At 70.0% G+C, this 19,899-nt stretch carries 17 protein-coding genes, 1 tRNA gene and 2 pseudogenes; 13 read left to right on the forward strand and 7 right to left on the reverse strand.

The annotated features are described in order from the left end of the window. Positions 1–37: 37 nt before the first annotated feature. On the forward strand, positions 38–604 hold the full coding sequence (locus ATK30_RS03745) for a carboxymuconolactone decarboxylase family protein (protein ID WP_101434326.1): 567 nt from the start codon (positions 38–40) through the stop codon (positions 602–604). Positions 605–668: 64 nt separating this feature from the next. Here ATK30_RS03745 and ATK30_RS03750 read toward each other — a convergent pair whose 3' ends face one another. Continuing rightward, complete coding sequence (locus tag ATK30_RS03750; protein ID WP_101434327.1) at positions 669–1,610, reverse strand: sigma-70 family RNA polymerase sigma factor; 942 nt, start codon at positions 1,608–1,610, stop codon at positions 669–671. Positions 1,611–1,661: 51 nt separating this feature from the next. Here ATK30_RS03750 and dnaG point away from each other — a divergent pair, with 51 nt between their 5' ends. The 4 genes from dnaG to ATK30_RS03770 are packed head-to-tail and all read left to right on the forward strand — an operon-like array spanning position 1,662 to position 5,491. After that, positions 1,662–3,575, forward strand: a complete 1,914-nt coding sequence (gene dnaG, locus ATK30_RS03755) for a DNA primase (RefSeq protein ID WP_376772147.1) — start codon at positions 1,662–1,664, stop codon at positions 3,573–3,575. A 1-nt stretch (position 3,576) separates the two neighbouring features. Then, a complete protein-coding gene (locus ATK30_RS03760; RefSeq protein ID WP_101434329.1) occupies positions 3,577–4,098 on the forward strand; it encodes a hypothetical protein in 522 nt (173 codons plus the stop codon). Between the two features lie 50 nt (positions 4,099–4,148). Next, positions 4,149–4,916 carry a trans-aconitate 2-methyltransferase gene (locus tag ATK30_RS03765; protein WP_101434330.1) on the forward strand — a complete coding sequence of 256 codons (768 nt, stop codon included), beginning with the start codon at positions 4,149–4,151 and terminating at the stop codon, positions 4,914–4,916. Further along, positions 4,916–5,491, forward strand: coding sequence for a class I SAM-dependent methyltransferase (locus tag ATK30_RS03770; RefSeq protein ID WP_101434331.1), 576 nt, complete (start codon positions 4,916–4,918; stop codon positions 5,489–5,491). Before ATK30_RS03765 ends, ATK30_RS03770 begins: the two co-directional genes overlap by 1 nt. A gap of 11 nt (positions 5,492–5,502) precedes the next feature. Here the strand turns inward: ATK30_RS03770 and ATK30_RS03775 are convergent, their stop codons facing one another. Next, positions 5,503–5,682: a hypothetical protein gene (locus ATK30_RS03775; RefSeq protein WP_101434332.1), complete on the reverse strand. Its 180-nt coding sequence runs from the start codon at positions 5,680–5,682 to the stop codon at positions 5,503–5,505. A gap of 165 nt (positions 5,683–5,847) precedes the next feature. On the opposite strand from ATK30_RS03775, the gene ATK30_RS03780 reads away from it, so the two are divergent. The 8 genes and pseudogenes from ATK30_RS03780 to ATK30_RS47640 all read left to right on the forward strand — a co-directional run. Beyond that, a tRNA-Asn gene (locus ATK30_RS03780) sits at positions 5,848–5,920 on the forward strand. A gap of 1,486 nt (positions 5,921–7,406) precedes the next feature. Further along, positions 7,407–8,642, forward strand: a complete 1,236-nt coding sequence (istA, locus tag ATK30_RS03785; RefSeq protein WP_101434333.1) for an IS21 family transposase — start codon at positions 7,407–7,409, stop codon at positions 8,640–8,642. Further along, positions 8,642–9,338 (forward strand): annotated as a pseudogene (gene istB, locus ATK30_RS03790) (IS21-like element helper ATPase IstB); the annotation flags it as partial. The gene istA and the pseudogene istB, both read left to right, overlap by 1 nt. A 126-nt stretch (positions 9,339–9,464) precedes the next feature. After that, entirely contained in the window at positions 9,465–10,547 is a 1,083-nt protein-coding gene (locus tag ATK30_RS03795) for a site-specific integrase (RefSeq protein WP_208637253.1), read from the forward strand. After that, positions 10,544–12,799: a tyrosine-type recombinase/integrase gene (locus ATK30_RS03800; RefSeq protein WP_208637254.1), complete on the forward strand. Its 2,256-nt coding sequence runs from the start codon at positions 10,544–10,546 to the stop codon at positions 12,797–12,799. Before ATK30_RS03795 ends, ATK30_RS03800 begins: the two co-directional genes overlap by 4 nt. After that, on the forward strand, positions 12,789–13,184 hold the full coding sequence (locus ATK30_RS03805; RefSeq protein ID WP_101434335.1) for a DUF6262 family protein: 396 nt from the start codon (positions 12,789–12,791) through the stop codon (positions 13,182–13,184). The genes ATK30_RS03800 and ATK30_RS03805 overlap by 11 nt, the downstream gene beginning before the upstream one ends. Before the next feature lie 47 nt (positions 13,185–13,231). Beyond that, positions 13,232–13,384 (forward strand): ATP-binding protein, encoded by a 153-nt coding sequence (locus ATK30_RS03810; protein ID WP_208637255.1) that lies wholly within the window; start codon positions 13,232–13,234, stop codon positions 13,382–13,384. A gap of 557 nt (positions 13,385–13,941) precedes the next feature. After that, positions 13,942–14,097 (forward strand): annotated as a pseudogene (locus ATK30_RS47640) (IS701 family transposase); the annotation flags it as partial. Positions 14,098–14,343: 246 nt separating this feature from the next. Here ATK30_RS47640 and ATK30_RS03820 read toward each other — a convergent pair. Genes ATK30_RS03820 through ATK30_RS03840 form a run of 5 tightly spaced genes read right to left on the reverse strand, consistent with a single transcriptional unit; the run spans position 14,344 to position 19,889 of the window. Further along, entirely contained in the window at positions 14,344–15,846 is a 1,503-nt protein-coding gene (locus ATK30_RS03820; protein ID WP_244194492.1) for a lyase family protein, read from the reverse strand. After that, the gene (locus ATK30_RS03825; RefSeq protein WP_101434337.1) at positions 15,843–16,841 is read right to left on the reverse strand and encodes a 1-aminocyclopropane-1-carboxylate deaminase/D-cysteine desulfhydrase; all 999 of its coding nucleotides are present in this window, start codon (positions 16,839–16,841) and stop codon (positions 15,843–15,845) included. Before ATK30_RS03825 ends, ATK30_RS03820 begins: the two co-directional genes overlap by 4 nt. Further along, on the reverse strand, positions 16,838–18,175 hold the full coding sequence (gene xcbD, locus ATK30_RS03830; protein ID WP_101434338.1) for a 3-sulfopropionylcysteine synthase XcbD: 1,338 nt from the start codon (positions 18,173–18,175) through the stop codon (positions 16,838–16,840). The genes ATK30_RS03825 and xcbD overlap by 4 nt, the downstream gene beginning before the upstream one ends. Continuing rightward, positions 18,172–19,062, reverse strand: a complete 891-nt coding sequence (locus ATK30_RS03835; protein ID WP_101434339.1) for an XcbA family protein — start codon at positions 19,060–19,062, stop codon at positions 18,172–18,174. Before ATK30_RS03835 ends, xcbD begins: the two co-directional genes overlap by 4 nt. Beyond that, complete coding sequence (locus ATK30_RS03840) at positions 19,059–19,889, reverse strand: phosphosulfolactate synthase (protein WP_312878719.1); 831 nt, start codon at positions 19,887–19,889, stop codon at positions 19,059–19,061. Before ATK30_RS03840 ends, ATK30_RS03835 begins: the two co-directional genes overlap by 4 nt. Between the last annotated feature and the right edge of the window lie 10 nt (positions 19,890–19,899).

Raw genomic sequence — 19,899 nt, forward strand, 5'->3', positions numbered from 1 at the left:
GTTCCTCCTGTCGAACCACTCAGAAGGAGGACCCGACATGCCTCGTATCCCGGTCAAACGAGCCAGTGACGGCGGCCCGGTGCTCAAGCTCTTCTACCGGATCGCCGGGAAGCGGTACGGCGCGGTGCCGGAGCCGACGGCCGTCGTGGCGCACCACCGCGGGCTGCTGCGGACCACCATCGCGCACGAGATGATGGCGGAGAAGGCGTCGAAGCACCTGCCCGCCAACGTGCGCGAACTCGCCGTGTACCGCGTCGCGACGCGGATCGGCTGCTCGTGGTGCGTCGACTTCGGCACCATGCTGCAGCGGCACGACGGTCTCGACATCGACCGGCTCAAGCACATCGACGAGTACGAGACGTCGCCGCTCTTCACCCGGCAGGAGCGGCTGGCGCTGGCGCTGGCGGACGCGATGTCCGGCCCGACCGTGACGGTCACCGACGAGCAGATCGCCGAGCTCGTCGCCGAATTCGGCGAGAAGGGCGTGGTCGAGCTGACCTATCAGATCGGCCTGGAGAACTCGCGGGCGCGGATGAACAGCGCGCTCGGCATCGTCGACCAGGGCTTCACCTCGGGCGACGCCTGCCGGGTCCCGATTCCGTGACCTCGGGAAGGTCCGTGAAGGACTCCTTGAGGGAATCAGATTCCCTCAAGGAGTCCTTCACGGACTACTGCTCCGGCCGGGTGATCCGGGTCAGCTTCTCGGGGTTGACCTGGTCGTAGACGCCGACGATGCGGCCGTCGCGCACGCTGAACGTCTGCACGCGCTCGTCGAGGGCGAGGTAGCCGTCGACGGCGGGCAGCTGCGGCATCCACAGTCCGAGGTCGCCGTTGACGAGCACCGGCCGCCCGTTTTCCATCGTGCCCGGCGCGTACTTCGCCAGCACCCCGAGCACGAAGCGGGCGACCTTGTCCGGCCCGACGATCATCCGGCGGCTGGTGCGCGAATGGCCGTTGGAGTCGCCGATCATCACCACGTCCGGGTGCAGCAGTTCGGTGACCGCGCGGATGTCGCCCGCCAGCAGCGCCACCACGAACTTCTCCAGCACCGGCTGCTGCTGCGCCAGTTCGATCCGGGCGGGCGGATCGGCGTCCTCGACCGCGCGGCGGCCGCGGGAGGCGTGCTGGCGCGCGGCGGCCGGGCTGCAGCCCAAGACGTCGGCGATCTCGGCGAACGGCACCGCGAACGCGTCGTGCAGCACGAATGCCACGCGCTGCTCGGGCGTGAGCCGGTCGAGCACCACCATCGCGGCCATGCGCAGGCCGTCGTCGCGCACCGCGGCCTCGAGCGGATCCTCGCTCGCTGGCGCGCCGAGGGGCGTCACGATCGGTTCGGGCAGCCATTCGCCCACGTACTTCTCGCGCCGCACCGCCGCCGACCGCAGCCGGTCGAGGCAGATCCGGCCGACCACCGCGGTCAGCCAGCCGCGCAGGTCGCGGATCCCGGCGCGGCCCGCGTCGTCCAGTCCGGCCAGCCGCAGCCAGGCCTCCTGCGTCGCGTCTTCGGCGTCCGCGCGGGTGCCGGTGAGCCGGTAGGCCGCGGCGATCAGGTGCGGCCGGTGCGCGTCGAACTCGGCGGCGAGGTCCTCCAGCGCGGTCGTGGTGCTCATGTCCCGAGTGTGCCGCACGGCGCGGCGGGAGGGAGAACTATTGTGGTTGCCGTGGCAGGACGGATTCGGGAGAGCGATATCGCGGAGGTGCGTGAGCGCAACCGGATCGACGAGGTCGTGGGGGAGTACGTCGCGCTGCGCCGTGCCGGCGGGGGCAGCCTGAAGGGCCTGTGCCCGTTCCACAACGAGAAGACCCCGTCGTTCAACGTGCGCCCCACTCACGGGACCTTCCACTGCTTCGGCTGTGGCGAGGGCGGCGACGTCATCAAGTTCATTCAGAAGATCGACCTCGTGTCGTTCGTGGAGGCGGTCGAGCGGCTCGCCGACCGGGTCGGGATCCGGCTGACCTACGAGGGCGGCGGCGCGTCGGTGCAGCGCGACCGGGGCACCCGGTCCCGGCTGATCGAGGCGCACCGGGCGGCGGCCGAGTTCTACCTCGAGCAGCTGGGCACCGAGGAGGCGCGACCGGCCCGGGACTTCCTGACCGAACGCGGTTTCGACGCCGCGGCCGCCAAGCAGTTCGGCTGCGGGTTCGCGCCCGGCGGCTGGGACAAGCTCACCAAGCACCTGCTGGGCCGCGGGTTCGAGGTGAAGGAGCTGATCGCGTCCGGCCTGTCGAAGGAGGGCCAGCGCGGCCCGATGGACCGGTTCCACCGGCGGCTGGTGTGGCCGATCCGCGACCTCGGCAACGACGTGGTCGGCTTCGGCGCGCGGCGGCTGTTCGACGACGACCGGATCTCGGCGAAATACCTCAACACCTCCGAAACGCAGATCTACAAGAAGTCGCAGGTGCTGTTCGGCCTCGACCTGGCCAAGCGGGAGATCGCGCATCGGCACCAGGTCGTGGTGGTCGAGGGCTACACCGACGTGATGGCGATGCACGCGGCGGGCGTGCCGACGGCGGTCGCGTCCTCGGGCACCGCGTTCGGCGAGGACCACATGAAGGTCTTGCGCCGGCTGATGATGGACGACGACGCCTTCCGCGGCGAAGTGATCTTCACCTTCGACGGCGACGAGGCGGGCCAGAAGGCGGCGCTCAAGGCGTTCGAGGGCGACCAGACGTTCGCCGGGCAGACCTACATCGCGGTCGCGCCGGACGGGATGGACCCGTGCGAGCTGCGCATCGCGAAGGGCGACGCCGCGGTGCGCGACCTCGTGGCCCGGCGCACGCCGCTGTTCGAGTTCGTGATCAAGAGCATGCTGAAGCAGTTCGACCTGGATTCGGTCGACGGCCAGGTCGCCGCGCTGCAGAAGACCGTGCCGATGGTCGCCGCGATCAAGGACCGGGCCAGCCGGGACGGGTACGCGTCGAAGCTCGCCTGGTGGGTCGGCTGGCAGGACGTCGCGCAGGTGGTCAACCGGGTGCGCGGCGCGGCCGGAGCGGCGGCGCGGCGCGGCCCGGTCGAACCGCAGCAGCGGCGGTCGGCGGCCCGGCAGGAGGCCCCGGCGCCCCAGCCGGAGAAGCAGGACCTGCCGCGTCCCGCGCCGAACGACCCGCGGTTCCTGGCGCAGCGAGAGGCGCTCAAAGCCGCGCTGCAGCAGCCCGCGATCGCCGGTCCGGAGTACGACTCGCTGCCGGAGGAGGCGTTCACGCACCCGGTGTACGTCGCGGTGCACCTGGCCGTGCTGAAGGCGGGCGGGGCGGCGTCCGGGCTCACCGGGCCCGCGCTGCTGGACGCCGCGTCGGCGCACTGTCCGGAAGGGACGGTCCGCCGCGTGCTCAGCGAACTGGCGGTGGAACCGTTGCGCGCCTTGGGAGAAGTGGACTCGCGCTACATCTCCGGCGTGCTCGCGAGCGTGCAGGAGAACCTCGTCGGCCGGCAGATCGGCGAGATCAAGTCGAAGCTGCAGCGGCTGTCGCCGGTCGAGGCCCCGGACGACTACCGGGCCCTCTTCGGCGACCTGGTCGCGCTGGAGCAGTACCGGAAGTCGCTGCGCGAGCAGGCGGCGAGCGGGTGGGAGTGACGTGGGACTGCTGAGCCGGTTCTTCGGCCGGGGACTGCCCGAGGGGTTCCCCGGCGAGCTGGCCGAGGGCGAGGAGCCGGTCGCGGCCGCCGCGGTCGAGTCCGGCGGGCACCTGGTCGTGACGTCGCTGGGCCTGTGGATCCCGTCCGGCGACGGCGCGCGCCGCGTCGGCTGGCACCTGGTCGGCAAGGCGGCCTGGGACGACGGCGTGTTCACGCTGACCGAATCCGAGGAGACCGGGCGGACCGGCGCGGTCGCGGTGCTGGCCGACCGCGAGCCGGTGCGGTTCCGGCTGCCGCAGCCGGGGAAGGTGCCGCAGCAGGTGCGCCTGCGCGTCGACGGCTCGGTGCGGGGACGGCACCGGCACGAGTTCCCCGAGGGCGGCGCGTGGTTCGTCCAGCGCAAGGTCCCCGGCCGCGACGGCGTGGAACTGCAGGTCCGTCCGGATCCCGGCACCGACCCGGCGCTGGTCGAGGCGGTCGCGGCGGAGGTCGCGGAGAAGCTGGCCAACCGCGCGGAGTAGCAGTACGCTCGTAATCAGTACGGCTGTACTGTTTACTGGGGAGGCTGCTCATGTGGGACCCGGCGAAGTACCTCGACTACTCCGACCTGCGCGGTCGGCCGTTCTACGACCTGATCGGGCGCATCTCGGCGGCTTCGCCCCGCCGGGTGGTGGACCTGGGCTGCGGCCCTGGCACCCTGACCCTGGATCTGGCGCGCCGCTGGCCTGACGCGGTCCTGGAGGCGATGGACAGCTCGCCGGAGATGGTCGCCGCGGCCCGGGAGCGCGGGGTGGCCGCCGAGGTCGGCGACGTCCGGACGTGGACGCCGAAACCGGACACCGACGTGGTCGTCTCGAACGCGGTCCTGCAGTGGGTGCCCGAACACGAGGACCTGCTGCGCCGCTGGGTCTCGGAACTCCCCGCCGGAGCGGTGCTGGCGGTGCAGGTCCCCGGCAACTTCTCCGCCCCTTCGCACGCCATCACCCGGCAGCTGGCGGCCTCTCCGGCCTGGGCTTCACGGCTGTCCTCGGTCACGCTGCGTGCCGAAGACGCGGTCGGCGAACCCCGCGACTACGCGAATCTGCTCGCCGACGCAGGATGCCTGGTCGACGCCTGGGAAACCACCTACGTGCAACGACTCTCCGGCCCGCGCGCGGTCTTGGAATGGATCACCGGGACCGCCCTCCGCCCCATCCGCGCGGCCCTGAGCGACGAGGACTGGGCCGCCTTCCAAGACGACCTGGCCCCGCTGCTGGACGAGGCCTACCCGCCGCGCCCGGACGGCACGACCTGGTTCGAATTCCGGCGGATCTTCTTCGTCGCGAGCATCCCCGGCTGATGCCGTACTGGAACACGAACGTCGCCCGCCATCCGGGCATCCTCCGTGCCGTGCCCGCCGGATGCGCGACCGCGCTGGACGTCGGCTGCGGAGACGGCCTTCTGGTGCGGAAACTGGCCGAGGCGGTGCCGGACGTCACCGGGATCGACAAGTCGCCGGAGATGGTCGCTCAGGCGCGTTCGCTGTCCGGCGACACCTTCGTCGAGGGAGACTTTCTCTCCGCTGACCTCGGCCTGTACGACTTCGTCTGCTCGGTGGCCACCATCCACCACCTGGACTTCGAAGCGGCCCTCGCGCGGATGCGCGACCTGCTGCACCCGGGCGGGGTAGTGGTGGTCGTCGGCCTGGCCCGCGACGCGAGCGTGACGGACTGGGCGGCGACGATCGCAGCCGCGCCTGTCGTGCGGATCGTGAAGACGGTTCGCCGCGCGCGTGGCCCGGAGGGCATGCCGGCGATGCAGCCGCGGATGAGCTACCGCGAGGTGCGCACAGCAGCGCAGCGGTTGCTGCCAGGAGCGCGGTACCGCAGACACGTGCTGCGGCGATACTCGCTCACCTGGCAGAAACCGGCCTGAGCTGGGGTTTCTCAGCCGTTCCGGTGCCCGAACCGCTCGCCGAGCTTGGCCCGCGCCACCCCGGCGGCGCCCTGGACCATCGGATGGTCGGCCAGTTTGCGGTAGGTGCGCACGATCTGCTCGTACCGTCCCCGGCCGGCCTTGGTGCCCAGCACGTACCCCAGGCCCACGCCCAGCAGGAACTTCTTCATCGGCGGACACACCTCTCGTCAGCAGGACTTCCGACTGTCCATTGTCCAACACAACCGCCCTCCGTGCGGGAGCCGCCGAAAACCCACCCCCCTGTGCGAGGGCGGAACGGCATGGGCTAAAGTTCTTCCCGTCAGCCCGGAGAGATCCGGACCGGCGGAGCACGATCCCCTGTAGCTCAACTGGCAGAGCATTCGGCTGTTAACCGGAGGGTTCTTGGTTCGAGTCCAAGCGGGGGAGCAAAAGCCCAGGCCAACGGCCTGGGCTTTTTTCCTACCCGTGAGTAGGGGCGATTTAGTGTCGATCTTGACGGTCGTCCAGTGAACCGGTCGCCGCGCCACTGGTGACCCGCTGCACGGGGTCCGGTGGGCTCGCGGGGCGGGGGTGTTGTGGTTGGCAGGAGCCGATCCTGCCGCGGTGATCTTCGCTCGACGCTTCGGTTCCTGCTCTGGCCTCGGTGCGGGCAGGGCGGGGTTCGCTGGGGCGGTTCGGGCCTCAGGGCCTCAGCTGGGGCGGGCGACTTGATGAACGTGTGTCGCGGGCGAAGAGTCGCGGCGCGTCGAGGACCCACCGCCAGAGGTCGGTGAAGCCGCAGGCAGGTGGTCGTCAGGAGGCCGTGCCCCGGGCTTCTGTCGTGGTCGGCAGACTCCCTGTCGTGTCGACAGATCGTCATGCCGCCCGGTCGCGGGCGCCTGCTTGGGATGGCGTGGGCCGGCCCTGGGCGAATTCCAGTCTGCGCCGGCGGCGGGGCCGGGCTGTCGAAGGCGCGGGCGCCAGTGGGTGACGGGACGTGCCAACGGGGTCGAAGCCGCGACTTGGATGCTGCGACATGCTGGTTGGTCACTCAACACCGCTGGCTTTCGGCAGTTCTCGATGGCTGCCCGGGCCTGTCGGGAATTCGCTCGGCGGGCGGATTTGATTGTTGCGGGATTTGAACCGGATTGGCGCGCGCCGATGGCGCGGGAGACTCTTGATCCATCCGGCGGAAGGCGCGTTTTCCCGGGACGGAGCAGGGCTGATGCGCTGAGTCGTATTGTTGAAGAGTCGCCGTGAGGCGATTCGCTTCAGTATGTCGGGCGAGGCTGTTCAGTGGGCCAGTCCGGTAGCGGCATTGCTACGGATCCTGTTGGTCGCACGCGCTTGACCTGCGCGAACGGTACAGCTGACCCTCTCACTGCCAGTGAGGACTAGACTACCCTTAGTCTCCAGGTCGACGTTAGCAGGTCGAGAATGCCGTGGTCAAACGCTGCCGTTCGGTGCCGTTGGGGGTCGTTGGTGGGCGTTGATCACGCACGTCTGCTCCAGGGTTGCTCCAGGAAAATTGGTGAGAAGGCGTGCGGGGGTGGGGCCTTCACTGCGGCGTCCGGCGTGCGCGGCGGTTGGAGTCAATCCAGGGGTGTGGAAGCCTGGCGCGCCGGGCTCGGCCGGTTGCCGCGGGCGCCGTTCGCTGGCCAGGATTCGTGGCGTTGTACGGGCTCTCTAACTGGACGCCGTTCGGCCAGCGGGCGGAAGACTTCGGCTCGACGGTTACACCGACGGGGCGCTGATGTACGGGGTTGCGCAACCCGAGGTTGGTATCGGCGTTGAGTTTCGGCGTCGATGCGGCCGTGCTGATCGCGGCGCGGCGGCCCTGCTGTCGGGATCTCATTCTCACGGTGTCGGTTCCGGCTGAAGACTGACCCTCTGGTTCCGGGTGAACCTTGACCCACCTGTGAACGATCATGAGGTGCTGAACGTGGAGGACTGGGCGGAGATCCGCCGGTTGCATCGCGCCGAAGGGATGGCGATCCGGGCCATAGCCAGGCGGCTGGGGATCGCGCGAAACACTGTGCGACGGGCGCTGGAAGCGCACGAGCCACCGCGGTATGAGCGGCCGGCGAAGGGCTCGATCGTCGACGCGGTGGAACCACAGATCCGGGCGTTGCTGGCCGAGTTCCCGGAGATGCCTTCGACGGTGATCATGGAACGGGTCGGCTGGGAACGCGGCAAGACGGTGTTCTTCGAGCGGGTCCAGGCGCTGCGACCGCTGTTCAAGCCCGCGGATCCGGCGTCGCGGACGGAGTATCAGCCCGGCGAGCTGGCTCAGTGCGACCTGTGGTTCCCACCGGCGGACGTCCCGCTCGGGTTCGGCCAGACCGGCCGGCCGCCAGTGCTGGTGCTGGTCTCGGGCTACTCGCGGATGATCACCGCGGTGATGCTGCCATCGGGGCAGTCACCGGATCTGCTGGCCGGGCACTGGCGCCTGCTCTCGAGCTGGGGACGGGTCCCGAAGGCGCTGGTCTGGGACAACGAGTCCGCGATCGGGCAATGGCGGGGCGGGAAACCGCAGCTCACGGAGGCGATGAACGCCTTCCGCGGAACGCTCGGAATCCGAGTGATCCAGTGCCGGCCCGGTGACCCGGAGGCCAAAGGCCTGGTCGAGCGGGCCAACGGCTATCTGGAGACCTCGTTCCTGCCCGGCCGCTTGTTCACCAGCCCGGGCGACTTCAACACCCAGCTCACGGACTGGCTCGAGCGGGCCAACCAGCGCCAGCATCGCCGGCTGGGCTGCCGTCCGGTCGACCGTTGGGCCGCGGACCGCACCGCGATGCTGGCGTTGCCGCTGGTCGCCGCGGTGACCGGCTGGCGCTCGAGCAGCCGGTTGCCGCGGGATCACTACTTGCGGTTGGACTCGAACGACTACTCGGTCCACCCGAGCGCAGTCGGCCGCCGCGTCCAGCTCGCCGCCGGCCTTGACGAGGTCGTGGTGACCTGCGGTGGCACCGAGGTCGCCCGGCATGCCCGCTGCTGGGCCGATCACCAGAGCATCACCGACCCGGTTCACGCGGCTGCGGCCGCCGAGATGCGCCAGGCCCGCCGCCTGGTCGCAGTCCCGAAGGTCGACACCAGCGTCGAGCACCGGGCCCTGACCGACTGCGACCAGCTGTTCGGCCTGGACGGCGCCGAAGAAGGGATCGCCTGATGGCCACCACGAAACCCACCGCAAAGACCAGCGGCCGCAACGTCGCCGGCGAACTCGCCTACCTCACCCGCGCCTTGAAAGCCCCGTCACTGGGCCAGGCCGTCGAGCGGCTGGCCGAGCGGGCCCGGGCGGAGAACTGGACGCACGAGGAGTTCCTCGCTGCCTGCCTGCAACGTGAAGTGGCCGCGCGGGAGTCCCATGGCGGGGAGGGCCGGATCCGTTCCGCTCGGTTCCCGTCGCGGAAGTCGTTGGAGGAGTTCGATTTCGACCACCAGCGCTCACTCAAACGGGACACCATCACCCACCTGGGCACCCTGGACTTCGTCTCCGCCAAGGAGAACGTCGTCTTCCTCGGTCCGCCCGGGACCGGGAAGACGCACCTGTCGATCGGGTTGGGGATGCGGGCCTGTCAGACCGGGCACCGGGTCGCGTTCGCCACCGCAGCCGAGTGGGTTGCCCGCCTCGCCGACGCCCACCACGCCGGGAAACTGCAGGATGAGCTGGTCAAACTCGGCCGGATCCCGCTGATCGTCGTGGATGAGGGTCGGCTACATCCCGTTCGAGGCCGAGGCGGCGAACCTGTTCTTTCAGCTCGTGTCGTCGCGCTATGAGCGAGCCAGCTTGATCGTCACGAGCAACAAGCCGTTCGGCCGCTGGGGCGAGGTCTTCGGCGACGACGTCGTTGCCGCGGTTATCTGACTGCTCGGGTTGAGTGTCCACGATGTACACGATTGGGTTGGCGTGCCTCCCTTGCGTCCGTTGTGGACGGATTACCTTGCTCCGTCTATGACGGGATCAGCGTTGAGGGTGCAGCGGGTCGTGATGCCTTCGGGCACGGAGTCGGCGACTGTTGTGGCCGACGGCCTGGTGCTGGATCCGGTGGATCGGTTCCTGGCGCATCTGACCGCGATCGACCGCTCCCCGAACACCGTGCGCGCCTATGCCCATGATCTGCGGGACTATTTCGAGTTCCTGCACTGCCGTGGCCTGCACTGGGATCGGGTCGCGCTGGAGGATCTGGGCCGGTTCGTGACGTGGCTGAGGTTGCCGGTCGGGGCCCGCGATGGACGGGTGGCGATGCTGCCCTGGGTGGAGGCGAATCTCGCTGCCGCGACGGTGAATCGCAAGCTGTCGGCTTTGGCGTCGTTCTATGAGTTTCATCAGCGGCACGGTGTCGAGCTCGGTGAGTTGCTGACGCGGTGGCGGCCGGGCCGCCGCGGCGGGTCGTGGCAGCCGTTCCTGGCGCACCTGGGCGCACGGCCGGAGCGGCACCGCGCGATCTCGCTGCGAGCAGAGCGGCGGCCGCCACGGGAGCTGAGCCAGGCGGAGATGACGGCGCTGATCGGTTCTTGCGACCGGTTGCGGGACAAGTTCCTGCTGAACCTGTTGAAGGGCACGGGATTGCGGATCGGTGAGGCGCTGGGGTTGCGGCACGAAGATCTCGACGCCCGCCGTCGGCTGGTCGCGGTTCGGCCCCGGAGGAACGTGAACCGAGCGCGGGCAAAGACGTGGTCACGGGAAGTTCCCGCCGATGCTGACCTGTTCCGCCTCTACAGCGATTACCTGCACGAGGAATACGGGACGCTGGACTGTGACTACGTGTTCGTCAATCTCTGGGGCTCGCCGGTCGGCGCGCCGATGAGCTACGCCACCGTCGACCGACTGGTGCGCCGCCTGCGAGCCCGCACCGGGATCGCGTTCTCGCCGCATCTGTTCCGCCACAGCTACGCCACCGGGTTGCTGCGCCGCGGGGTCGCCGCCGAGATCGTCCAGCACTTGCTCGGGCACGCCAGCATCAGCACCACCGTCGACACCTACTCCCATCTGGGTGTCGAGGACGCTCGTCGCGCCCTGGCCGCGGCCGGGTTCCTCGACGCGCCAGCGACAACGGAGCCGACCGCATGAGGCAGCTGCACCCGATCCCGCACGGCGACAACGACTCCGGCACCGATCTGGCGGCCCGGCTGCGGCCGCAGTTCGCGCAACCGGTGATCCTGGTCGACCCCGACGACCCGGTGATCGGAGGGCCGCAGTGCCTGGTCCCGGTCTGCGACCGGCTCGCGGTGATCTTCGGCAAGTGCTCGGCCCACCATCAGCGCTGGATCGAGGCCGGCCGCCCCGACGACGTCGAGACCTGGGCGAAGTCGGCGCCCGCGAACCGGCGCTGGCTGCACCAGCCCCGGAAATGCGCGATCACGACCTGCCACCGCAGCCGCCGCGAGCACGGTCTCTGCCACTCCCACGCCAGTCGGTGGCAGAAACAGGGCCGCGCCGGGCTGACACAGTGGATCGCCGACGGCGGTGGCGGTCCGCCGCTGCCGGCCGGGGACGGCTGCCGGTTCCCCGACTGCTGCCTGGAGGCCGAGGGCGAGGCTGGATTATGTGACCATCACCGGAATCGGTGGATCCGCGCCGACCGGCCGCCGATCGAGTCCTGGCTCCTCGGTTGCGCGACGTTCGGGCAGGACCGGTTCGACCTGCGCGCCCTGCCGCTGAAGATGCGGCTGGAGATCGCCTACGCGATCCAATGCCGGGTCGACGAACGCCGCACGATCACCCGGCCGCACTCGATCCGGCGGCTGCTGCGAGCCCTGCCCGGCGGCGGCGTCCCCTCGCTGCTGGACCGCAGCCCCGATTCCTGGATGGCCTATCTCGGGTTCTCCAGCGAGCGCGGCTACATCGAGCGACGGTTCCTGCTGGACGCGATCGGCTATCTGCGTGATCTCGTCGACGGCGTTGGCTGGGACGCGGAGTTCCCGCGCGATGTGTGGCTGCTGCGCCGGCTCGGGTTCCCCGGCCGCGACACCCGGTTCCGGTTCACCGGGATCGAACCGATCTGGTTGCGGCAGTTGACGAAACGGTGGGCCCGCTGGCGATTATCCACCGGGATCGCCGTCGCGACCGTCGGCGCCGACATCCGCGCGATCACCCTGTTCGCGCAGTCGTTCCCGGCCCTGCAGCGCGGACCCGAAGCACTGACCCGGGAGCTGGTCGAGGTCCATCTGGCGCACCTGATCGAACGGTTTCCGAATCCGAAGAGCCGGACCGGTCAGCTCAGCAGCCTCGCCGGTCTGCTGCGCGCGGCCCGCCAACACGGCTGGGAATCCCGGCTGTCTGCTCAGGTTGACCTGTTTCCCGAGGACTACCCGCGCCTGGTCAAGGGGCCACCACGGGCGTTGTCGGAAGCGGTGATGGCCCAGCTTGAACACCCCTGCGTCCTCGCCCGCTTCGCCGACTCCCGCGGCCGGTTGTTGGCGCGGATCCTGATGAGCACTGGGCTGCGCGTCGGTGACGGCGCCCGGCTGCGGCTGGACTGCGTCGTCCGCGACGGCCAGGGCGCGCCTTACCTGCGCTACACCAACCACAAGATGCGCCGGGACGCGTTCGTCCCGATCGACACCGACCTGGCCGAGGCGATCGCCGTCCAGCAGCAGGCGGTGCTCGACGAGTTCGATGACCCGGCGGTCCTGCTGCCGCGGCCCACCCGCAACCCTGACGGCAAGGTGGCGTTCAGCACTGCAACCTTCCGGGGAGAACTGCGAGAGTGGTTGCGCGTCAGCGATGTCCGGGACGAACTCGGCCGCGCCGTCCATGTCGCGCCGCATCAATGGCGCCACACGTTTGGCACTCGCCTGATCAACAACGAGGTCCCGCAGGAGACCGTCCGTCGTTTGCTCGACCACGACTCGCACGCCATGACTTCGCACTATGCGCGGCTGTCGGACACGACCATCCGGGAGCAGTGGGAACGCGCTCGCAAAGTCAACATCGCCGGTGAGGCCTTGGCCACCGACACCGGTCCGCTGGCCGACGCTGTCTGGATGAAGAACAACCTCTCCAGGGCGAAGATGGCGCTGCCCAACGGCTACTGCTCCTTGCCGCTGCAGCAGAAGTGCGAGTTCGCCAATGCCTGTTTGACCTGCCCAGTTTTCGTCACGACGCCGGAGTTCCTGCCCCAGCATCGTCACCAGCTCGAGCAGACCCAAGACTTGATCGCCCAGGCCGACCGCAACGGACACCAGCGCCTTGCCGAGATGAATCGCACCGTCGAGAAGAACCTCCTGGCCATTATCGACGGCCTGACCACATCGGATGGCTGCTGCGGCGGCGGAAAGTCCTGCGCCTGCAACGGAAAAAGCGGCTCGAATGCTTGCTGACAACCCCAGACACCTCGCCGAACACGCCCGTCAGCGCCACGATCAGACCCTGCACCGCGCCCAACAGGCGCTCGCCGAGCTGGCCGACGCCGGAGAACAGGTGACCGTTGCGCAACTTGCCAACCGGGCCGGCGTCTCGCGGTCATGGATCTACACCCAACCCGCATTGCGCGACCGGATCCGGCAGCTACAGCAGCATCGCGCCAGCGCTGGCTTCGTCCGCGACACCGCCACCCGGGCCACCGACGACTCACTGCGTCAACGTCTGGCCCTGGCGCACGAGCGAATCAACCAGCTCCGCACCGAGAACCAGCAACTCCGTGACGCCCTTGCCCACGCCCACGGCCAACTCCGCGCAGCCCGCCTCAGCACCGGTGATCGATAGTCAAAGACACCTGTCCACGACGCGAAACGCCAGGTCAAAGGCGGTATTTGAAGATCGAAGTCGAGATAACCGCGGCGATGCTGGACCGGTTGCTGCACCGCGCGACCGTGGTCGGCATCGACGGCCCGTCCTATCGGCTCCGCTCGCATCAGTCCACATCGGACAAGCTGCGCAAGGCGGTGAACGCACATGTCTCCTGACCAACCCCAGCCGGCCGGCCGCATCTGCGGGATCTGTTGGCGCGAGTTCATTCCCAGTCGCGCCAACAACATCTACTGCTCCAAGCGTTGCAAGAACACCGCCTTCGACCGGAAACGCCGCCCCCAGAAGGCGGACGCCGAGGGCGCCGGCCGGCAGCACACCGTGAGCTCGTCGGCACGCCCGCAACCGGCGGCCGTCCGGGACTGTCCCCACTGCGGTGGACCGGTGACCATCGTCGCGCTGCTCACCACACCCGAGGCCGCACGGCCGACACCACCAGCAGCCGTGCCCGACACGGTGATTCCGTTGCACCGTCCCTAACTGCTACAGTCCCTCAACCGCCTGGGGAAGATGATTCATGGAACGATGTCGCGGAGGTCATGACGGCTACCGCGGAATGGGTTTACTGGTACAATAATGAGAGGCTGCATTCGTGGTGCGGGCATCGCCCGCCACTGGAGTTCGAACAGGGCTACTGGCACGACACACCCGAGCAGCCCCTGGCAGTGGCATGAGACAAAGGACCACGTCTCCACGAAAGCCGGGGCGGTCCAACCAGGTCCGACGCTATGACGCCTGGTATCGCCACATCACCCTCGCCATGCTCGCCCACGCCTACCTCGCCGTCACCGCCGCAGTGTCCCCAAAAGCCCTGGCCACGGCCTCATCCCGCTCACCCTCGGCGAAGTCCGTCGTCTCCTGGCACATCTGATCCACACCGGGTGCCCATGGCTCCGGATCCAGGCCTGGTCACGCTGGTGCCGACGCCACCAACACCGCGCCAAGACCAGCCACTACCAGCGAAGACACAACCAACATCACGAAGTGCGGCTGGAGTATTAGGTACGGTAGCCCAATTGGTACGAGCGCCAACAGGCGTTGAGCCGGACGGCAGCGGAAATCCGCCCGATTACCGCACTTCAACGGCGACTCGCGAGTAGGTACGGCGAGCGCCCGATCACCGGCCGGAGGCCATGGCGTGCGCCGACGCGACGAGTGCCTGTTCGGCGTCGCGCGCGTGCTCGAACCGCGCCTGGTGCCACTCGCGCGCGGCGGCGACCGAACCGGCGACGGCGGCCGCGTGCTCGCGGACCCGGTGCGGCGCCGCGCCGCCCTCCGCGACGCGTTCGGCGACCAGGCAGCGCGGCTCGGCGGCCAGCGCGACGAGCCGGTCCGGCACCACGAGTGCTGCACCGGTCACCTGTTCGGCCGCCTCCGCGAGCAGGGCGGGGGTGAGCGCGTGCTCGCCCGCCATGGAGACCGCACGGCCCACCACCCGGTAGGCCGTGCGGTAGTCGAGCCCGAGATGCCGGGCGAAGTCCTCGGCGAGGTCGGCCGCACCCGTGTGGTGCGCACCCGCCTGCGCCGCCAGGTTCTCGGTGTTGGGCGTCAGCCCGCGGACGACGGCGGTGCCGAGCCGGACGAGACGGGTCGACAGCGCGAGCGCACCGGCCACTTCGCCGTAGGCGTAGAGCCAACTGTCGGTGCGGGCGGACGGCGAGCGCCGGGTCACCAGCAACCCGGTCAGCCTGCCGACGACCGTGCTCGCGCCGCCCCGGATCACCGCCAGCGCATAGGGATTCCGCTTCTGCGGCATGAGCACGCTGGCCCGGCACAGCGACGCGTCGAGTGTCACGTAGCCGAACGCCGGGCTGGCGAAGATCTCCAGGTCCTCGGCGAGCTGGTCCACGGTCAGCACGGCCTGGGTCGCCGCGCCGACGGCATCCACGAGACCGTCGGTGGACCACATCACGTCCCTGGTGTGCCGCCCGGCGGCGGCGAAACCGAGCAGTGCCGCGAGGTGGTTCCGGTCCAATGGCAGGCGTGTGCCGCCGACGCCGCCGGACCCGCCCGGCGACACGTCGGCCTGGCGATGGGCGTCGGCGATCCGGTCCAGGTGCCGCACCGCCTGCTCGGCGAAGCCGCCGAGGTAGTGCCCGAAGGTGGACGGCTGGGCAGGCTGGAGATATGTGGTGTCCGCCCACAGCGTGTCCGCCGCGTCGGTCTCCGCGACCGCGAGCGCTTCGGCGAACCCGGTCACCGCGTCGTGCAGGTCGAGCAGGTGCTCGCGCAGGGCGAGCCGGAACGCGATCCGGCCCGCCTCGCGACGGGTGCGGCCAAGATGCAGTCGCCCGGCGTCGGGACCGAGTTCGCGTTCCAGCACCCGTTCCCGGCTGTTGTAGGCGTCGCCGTAGGCCGGGTCGTACTCGAACTCGGCCGCCGGGGTGTCGAGCAGGTCGAGCAGCCGCCGCAGCAGCGGCCGGACCTCCGCTTCGCTCAGCACCCGGCAGTCGATGAGCGCGAGCAGGTGCGCGAGGTCGGCGAGGGTGAGGCCACGGTGCAGCAGCGGGGCATCGGCGATCTCCAGCGCGTAACCGGCGTCGACGAGCTCGGGCGCGGGGCCACTGGTGATCATGGCCTCGGCGCCGAGATAGCCGTTCGGTGTGGTAGTTCCGGTCACGAGGCCCCCTTGCGGTCGGTGAACAACGTCGGCGCGCCGCCGGTCACCAGGAACACCTGGGGGCCGGTGACCCGGCCCGCGGCGCATTCCGCGACCAGGCCCGCCATGGCCTTCGCGCCGAACACCGGGTCGAGGAACACGCCTTCGGCGCGCGCCACCAGGAGCGCGGCCGCGGCCCCTTCCGGCGACGGGATCCCGTATCCCGGCCCCAGACAGCCGCCCAGCACTCGCGGTTCCGCCGGTTCCGGGCCGTGCACGAGTGCGGCGGCCGCGGCGGCGAGTGTGGTGATCCGGGTTCGACATTCGGCCACCGGCCTGCTGACGGTCACCCCGATCACGTCGAACGCGGCCGCCGCGAACGCGACACCGGCGAGCAGTCCGGCGTGGGTGCCGCACGAGCCGGTGGGCAGCCATACCGCCGCCGGTTCGGTGCCGGACTCGTCGAGTTGCGCAGCCAGTTCGATCGTCGCGCGGACGTAGCCGAGCGAACCGAGCGCGGTCGCGCCGCCTCTCGGCAGGACGTACGGGCGGCGCCCGGTCGCGCGCAGTTCGGCCGCGAGCGCGGCGATCCCGTCGTCCACGGTGGACCGGTCGGCGGCGCCGGTGAACCGCACGTCCACACCGAGCCAGCGGTGCAGCCGGAGGTTTCCTTCGTCCGGCGGAGGATTTCCGTAGCACACGACGTGCGGCTCGATGCCGTACCGCAGCGCGGTGAGCGCCGCCAGCAGCGTCCAGTTCGACTGCGGGCCCGCGCCGGTGACCAGGCAGTCACAACCCTGCCGCAGCGCGTCCGCGATCAGGTACTCCAGGCCGCGCACCTTGTTGCCGCCCAGACCGAGCCCGGTCAGGTCGTCCCGTTTGAACAGGACGGGCACGCCGAGTTCGGCCGACAGGCGGGGCGCCGGGTGCAGTGGAGTCGGCGACCGCACCAGTTCGATCCGGGGCGGCTCGTGCGGTCCCAGCAACCGATCTGCGACGGGCGCGTGCGTGGTCATGCCGCACCGCATTCGGCGCGTACCCGGTCGACGAACGCGCCGCACGCGCCCAGCGCACTGTCCACAGTGAGCAACCGGTCCAGTTCGGCGTCGGAAAGCAGCGCGGTGCCTGCACAGTTCCGCAGCGCGGTGCGGAAGTCCACATCGGACTGCAGTCCAGCGAGCGCGGCCGAGCGCACGAGTTCCTGCGCGATGTGCTTGCCGACGCGGTCCGCGAGCGCCCGCATCACCGGTTCCGACAACAGGTATCCGCGCTGCGCGTCGATGTTGCGCCGCATCCGGTCGGCGTCCACAGCCAACCCGTCGAGCATTTCGGCGCCGAGCGCGGCACAGGCGGCGAACGAGCAGCACGCGTCCGGCACGAGCCGCCATTCGGTCTTCCACGCGCGCCCGTCCCGCTCGTGCTCACAGCCGATGCCCTCCAGCGCGAGCGCCGCCTGTGCGCGCACCACCCGCGAGAGCGTGCCGAGTTGTTCGGAGATCTCCGGGTTTCGCTTGTGCGGCATGGTGATGGAGCCGACCGCCGCCGCCGACCCGCCCTCGGCCAGTTCCCCGATTTCCGGCCGCTGCAACTGGTAGACCTCGTTCCCGATCTTCGCGATGGTGGCCGACATCGCCGCGAGCAGCCCGGTGAACTCCGCGATCCCGTCGCGCGCGGTCAGCCACGGCACCGGCGCGACGCCGAGCCCGAGACGGGCGGCGAACGCGTCGAGCAGGTCGAGCGCGCGGTCGCCCCAGAACTCCATGGTGCCCAGTGCGCCGCCCAACTGGACGTTCTCCCAGCGCACGCGGCCTTCGGCGAGCCGCCGCAGATGGCGATCCAGTTCGGCCGCCCACACCGCGGCCTTGAACCCGAACGTGATCGGCAGACCCGGCTGGCCGTGCGTGCGGCCGCACATCGGGGTGTCGCGATGCGCCACCGCGAGCGCCAGCGCGCGGTCACGCAGCCGCCGCACGTCACGTTCGGCGATGTCGCCGACGGTGCGGAAGACAAGCGCGGTCCAGGTGTCGGTCAGGTCCTGGACGGTGGCGCCGTAGTAGACCCACTGGGCGGCGTCGGGCGGCAGGGTTTCCCGCAGTGTCCGGATGAGGCCGAGTGTGGAATGACCGCATGCCCGCGTCTGTTCCGCAACGCTGTCGATGTCCACTGTGGACACTTTCGCGCCCGCATGGATGGCGTCCGCCGCGTCGCGTGGCACGAGGCCGACGTCCGCCTGCGCCTCGGCGAGTGCGGCGAGCACGTCCAGCCAGCCCTGGGTGCGGCCCTCGTCGGTGAACAGGGCCGTCGCTTCCGGCGTCGTCCAGAGATGACCGAAGATGCGCGAGGAGATCATGACGCCGCCGCCATCGCGGGCAGGCCGCAGATCGCACGCAGCGCGGCGCGGACTTCGTCGAGGTTCGCGCCCCACGGCACGGTCGCGGACCGGCCCGCGTACTCCACGCCCCGTTCCAGCAGGCAGCACTTGGTGAGCACCGGCCCGGCGCCCGCGCGCGCCTTCGGGCACAGATCCACCCGGTCCGGTTCGCTGCCGTAGAATTGCTCGTGGAACGCGCGCGAGCGCTCGCAGCCGATCAGCAGCCAATCGTCCCGATAGGACGGATGGGTGTCCAGAAACCGCACCTCGCCGTCGAGTTCGGCGCCGGAACCCCGGCAGGGCAACAGAAACGCGGGCGCCGGATGGTCCGCGGCGAGCGCGCGGATGTCGACCGCGTCGAGCACCAGTTCCACCGGCGGCAGATCCTCGTCGAACGCGACGGCCTGTTCGGCCATCGAAAGGAGCTTCGGCGGGTACGGCGGCACCACCTCGGTCACCCGCACCCGCAGCGGCTCCGGCCGCCAGATGAAGTTGACGTGCTCGAACCGGCCGCGCACCACATAGGCCAGCGCGCCGTCCTGGTGCCCTGAACGCGCGGCGGCGGCCAGCGCGCTCGCGTTGCCGACGTCGGTCGCCGGGTCGTCGAGCCACACCGTCGTGTCCGGTCCCGACAGTACCCGCAGTTCGGCGACCGGTGAGAACAGCGGCCCGAGCGAGACCGGCCGGACGCCGACGAGCGCCGTGTCGTCGCCCGAGCGCAGCACGAGGAACGCGGTGCGCCGGTAGATCTCCCGTGGCCGCAACAGGTCGTCGATGGCGCGCGGGGTCAGCGGGATGTCCACCTCCTGCACGGAGAGTCCGCGGTAGGGGCGGGTGATGGTGTTCGGCGCCGGGTCGGGAATCACGCCGACGCCTCGACCGTCGTGTCGAACGGCACGGTGTCGGCGCGCAGGCCGAGTCGCAGCGTTTCCAGGCTCAGCGCGTCGGCGGGCGCGATGTTGCCCAAGTTCGCCCCGAACCCGAGCTTCCGGATGAACCACGCCTGCTGGTTCTTCTCCGGCGCCTCGAAGATGACCCGCTCGACCGGCACCCGCCGCAAGATCGCCGTGATGACCTCGGACCGGATGCCGTGATCGCGGTCGTAGATGCCGACCGTGCCGCTCTCCCGGCCCTCGGCGACCAGCCAGCGCGCCCCGGCGTCGAGATCACCGGCCATCTCCTCGGCCCATTCGTCCGGAGTGGACGGATAGGTGTCGTCCTTCGCGCCTGTCTCGGCCAGCACCACGAAGTCGGCGGACAGTTCCCGGATCAGCGCCCGCTTCCGGTCCACGGTCAGCGCGCGCAGCCCGTTGGACACCTCGACGTGCGAGATCCCGCTGCGCAGCGCCCACTCCCGCAGTTCGCGCACCCGGTTCTGCAGTGCGCAGATCTCCAACAGGGTGCCGCCGAGCGAGACACCGCAACCGTGCTCGGTGTAGCGACGCACCCGCTGCGCCAGCGTGGGATCCACGTAGCCGATCCCCCAGCCGATCTTGACGATGTCCGCGAGCTGTCCCGCCTGGTCGAGGAACGCCTCGGTGCCGGCGACGGTGAGCCCCTTGTCCAGGACGTGCGTCACGCCGCACATCCTGGGTTTCACCGTCCGCGCCGGCAGATCGAGGAAGCTGGGACATCCGCTCACCTGGCACCTCCCGCAGATCGTCGAACACCATCGACGATAGGAAGCGCGCACGCCGAGTGCC

Origin of the sequence: Amycolatopsis echigonensis, assembly GCF_002846615.1 — a bacterium.
In the GTDB taxonomy this organism is placed as follows: Bacteria; Actinomycetota; Actinomycetes; order Mycobacteriales; family Pseudonocardiaceae; genus Amycolatopsis; species Amycolatopsis echigonensis.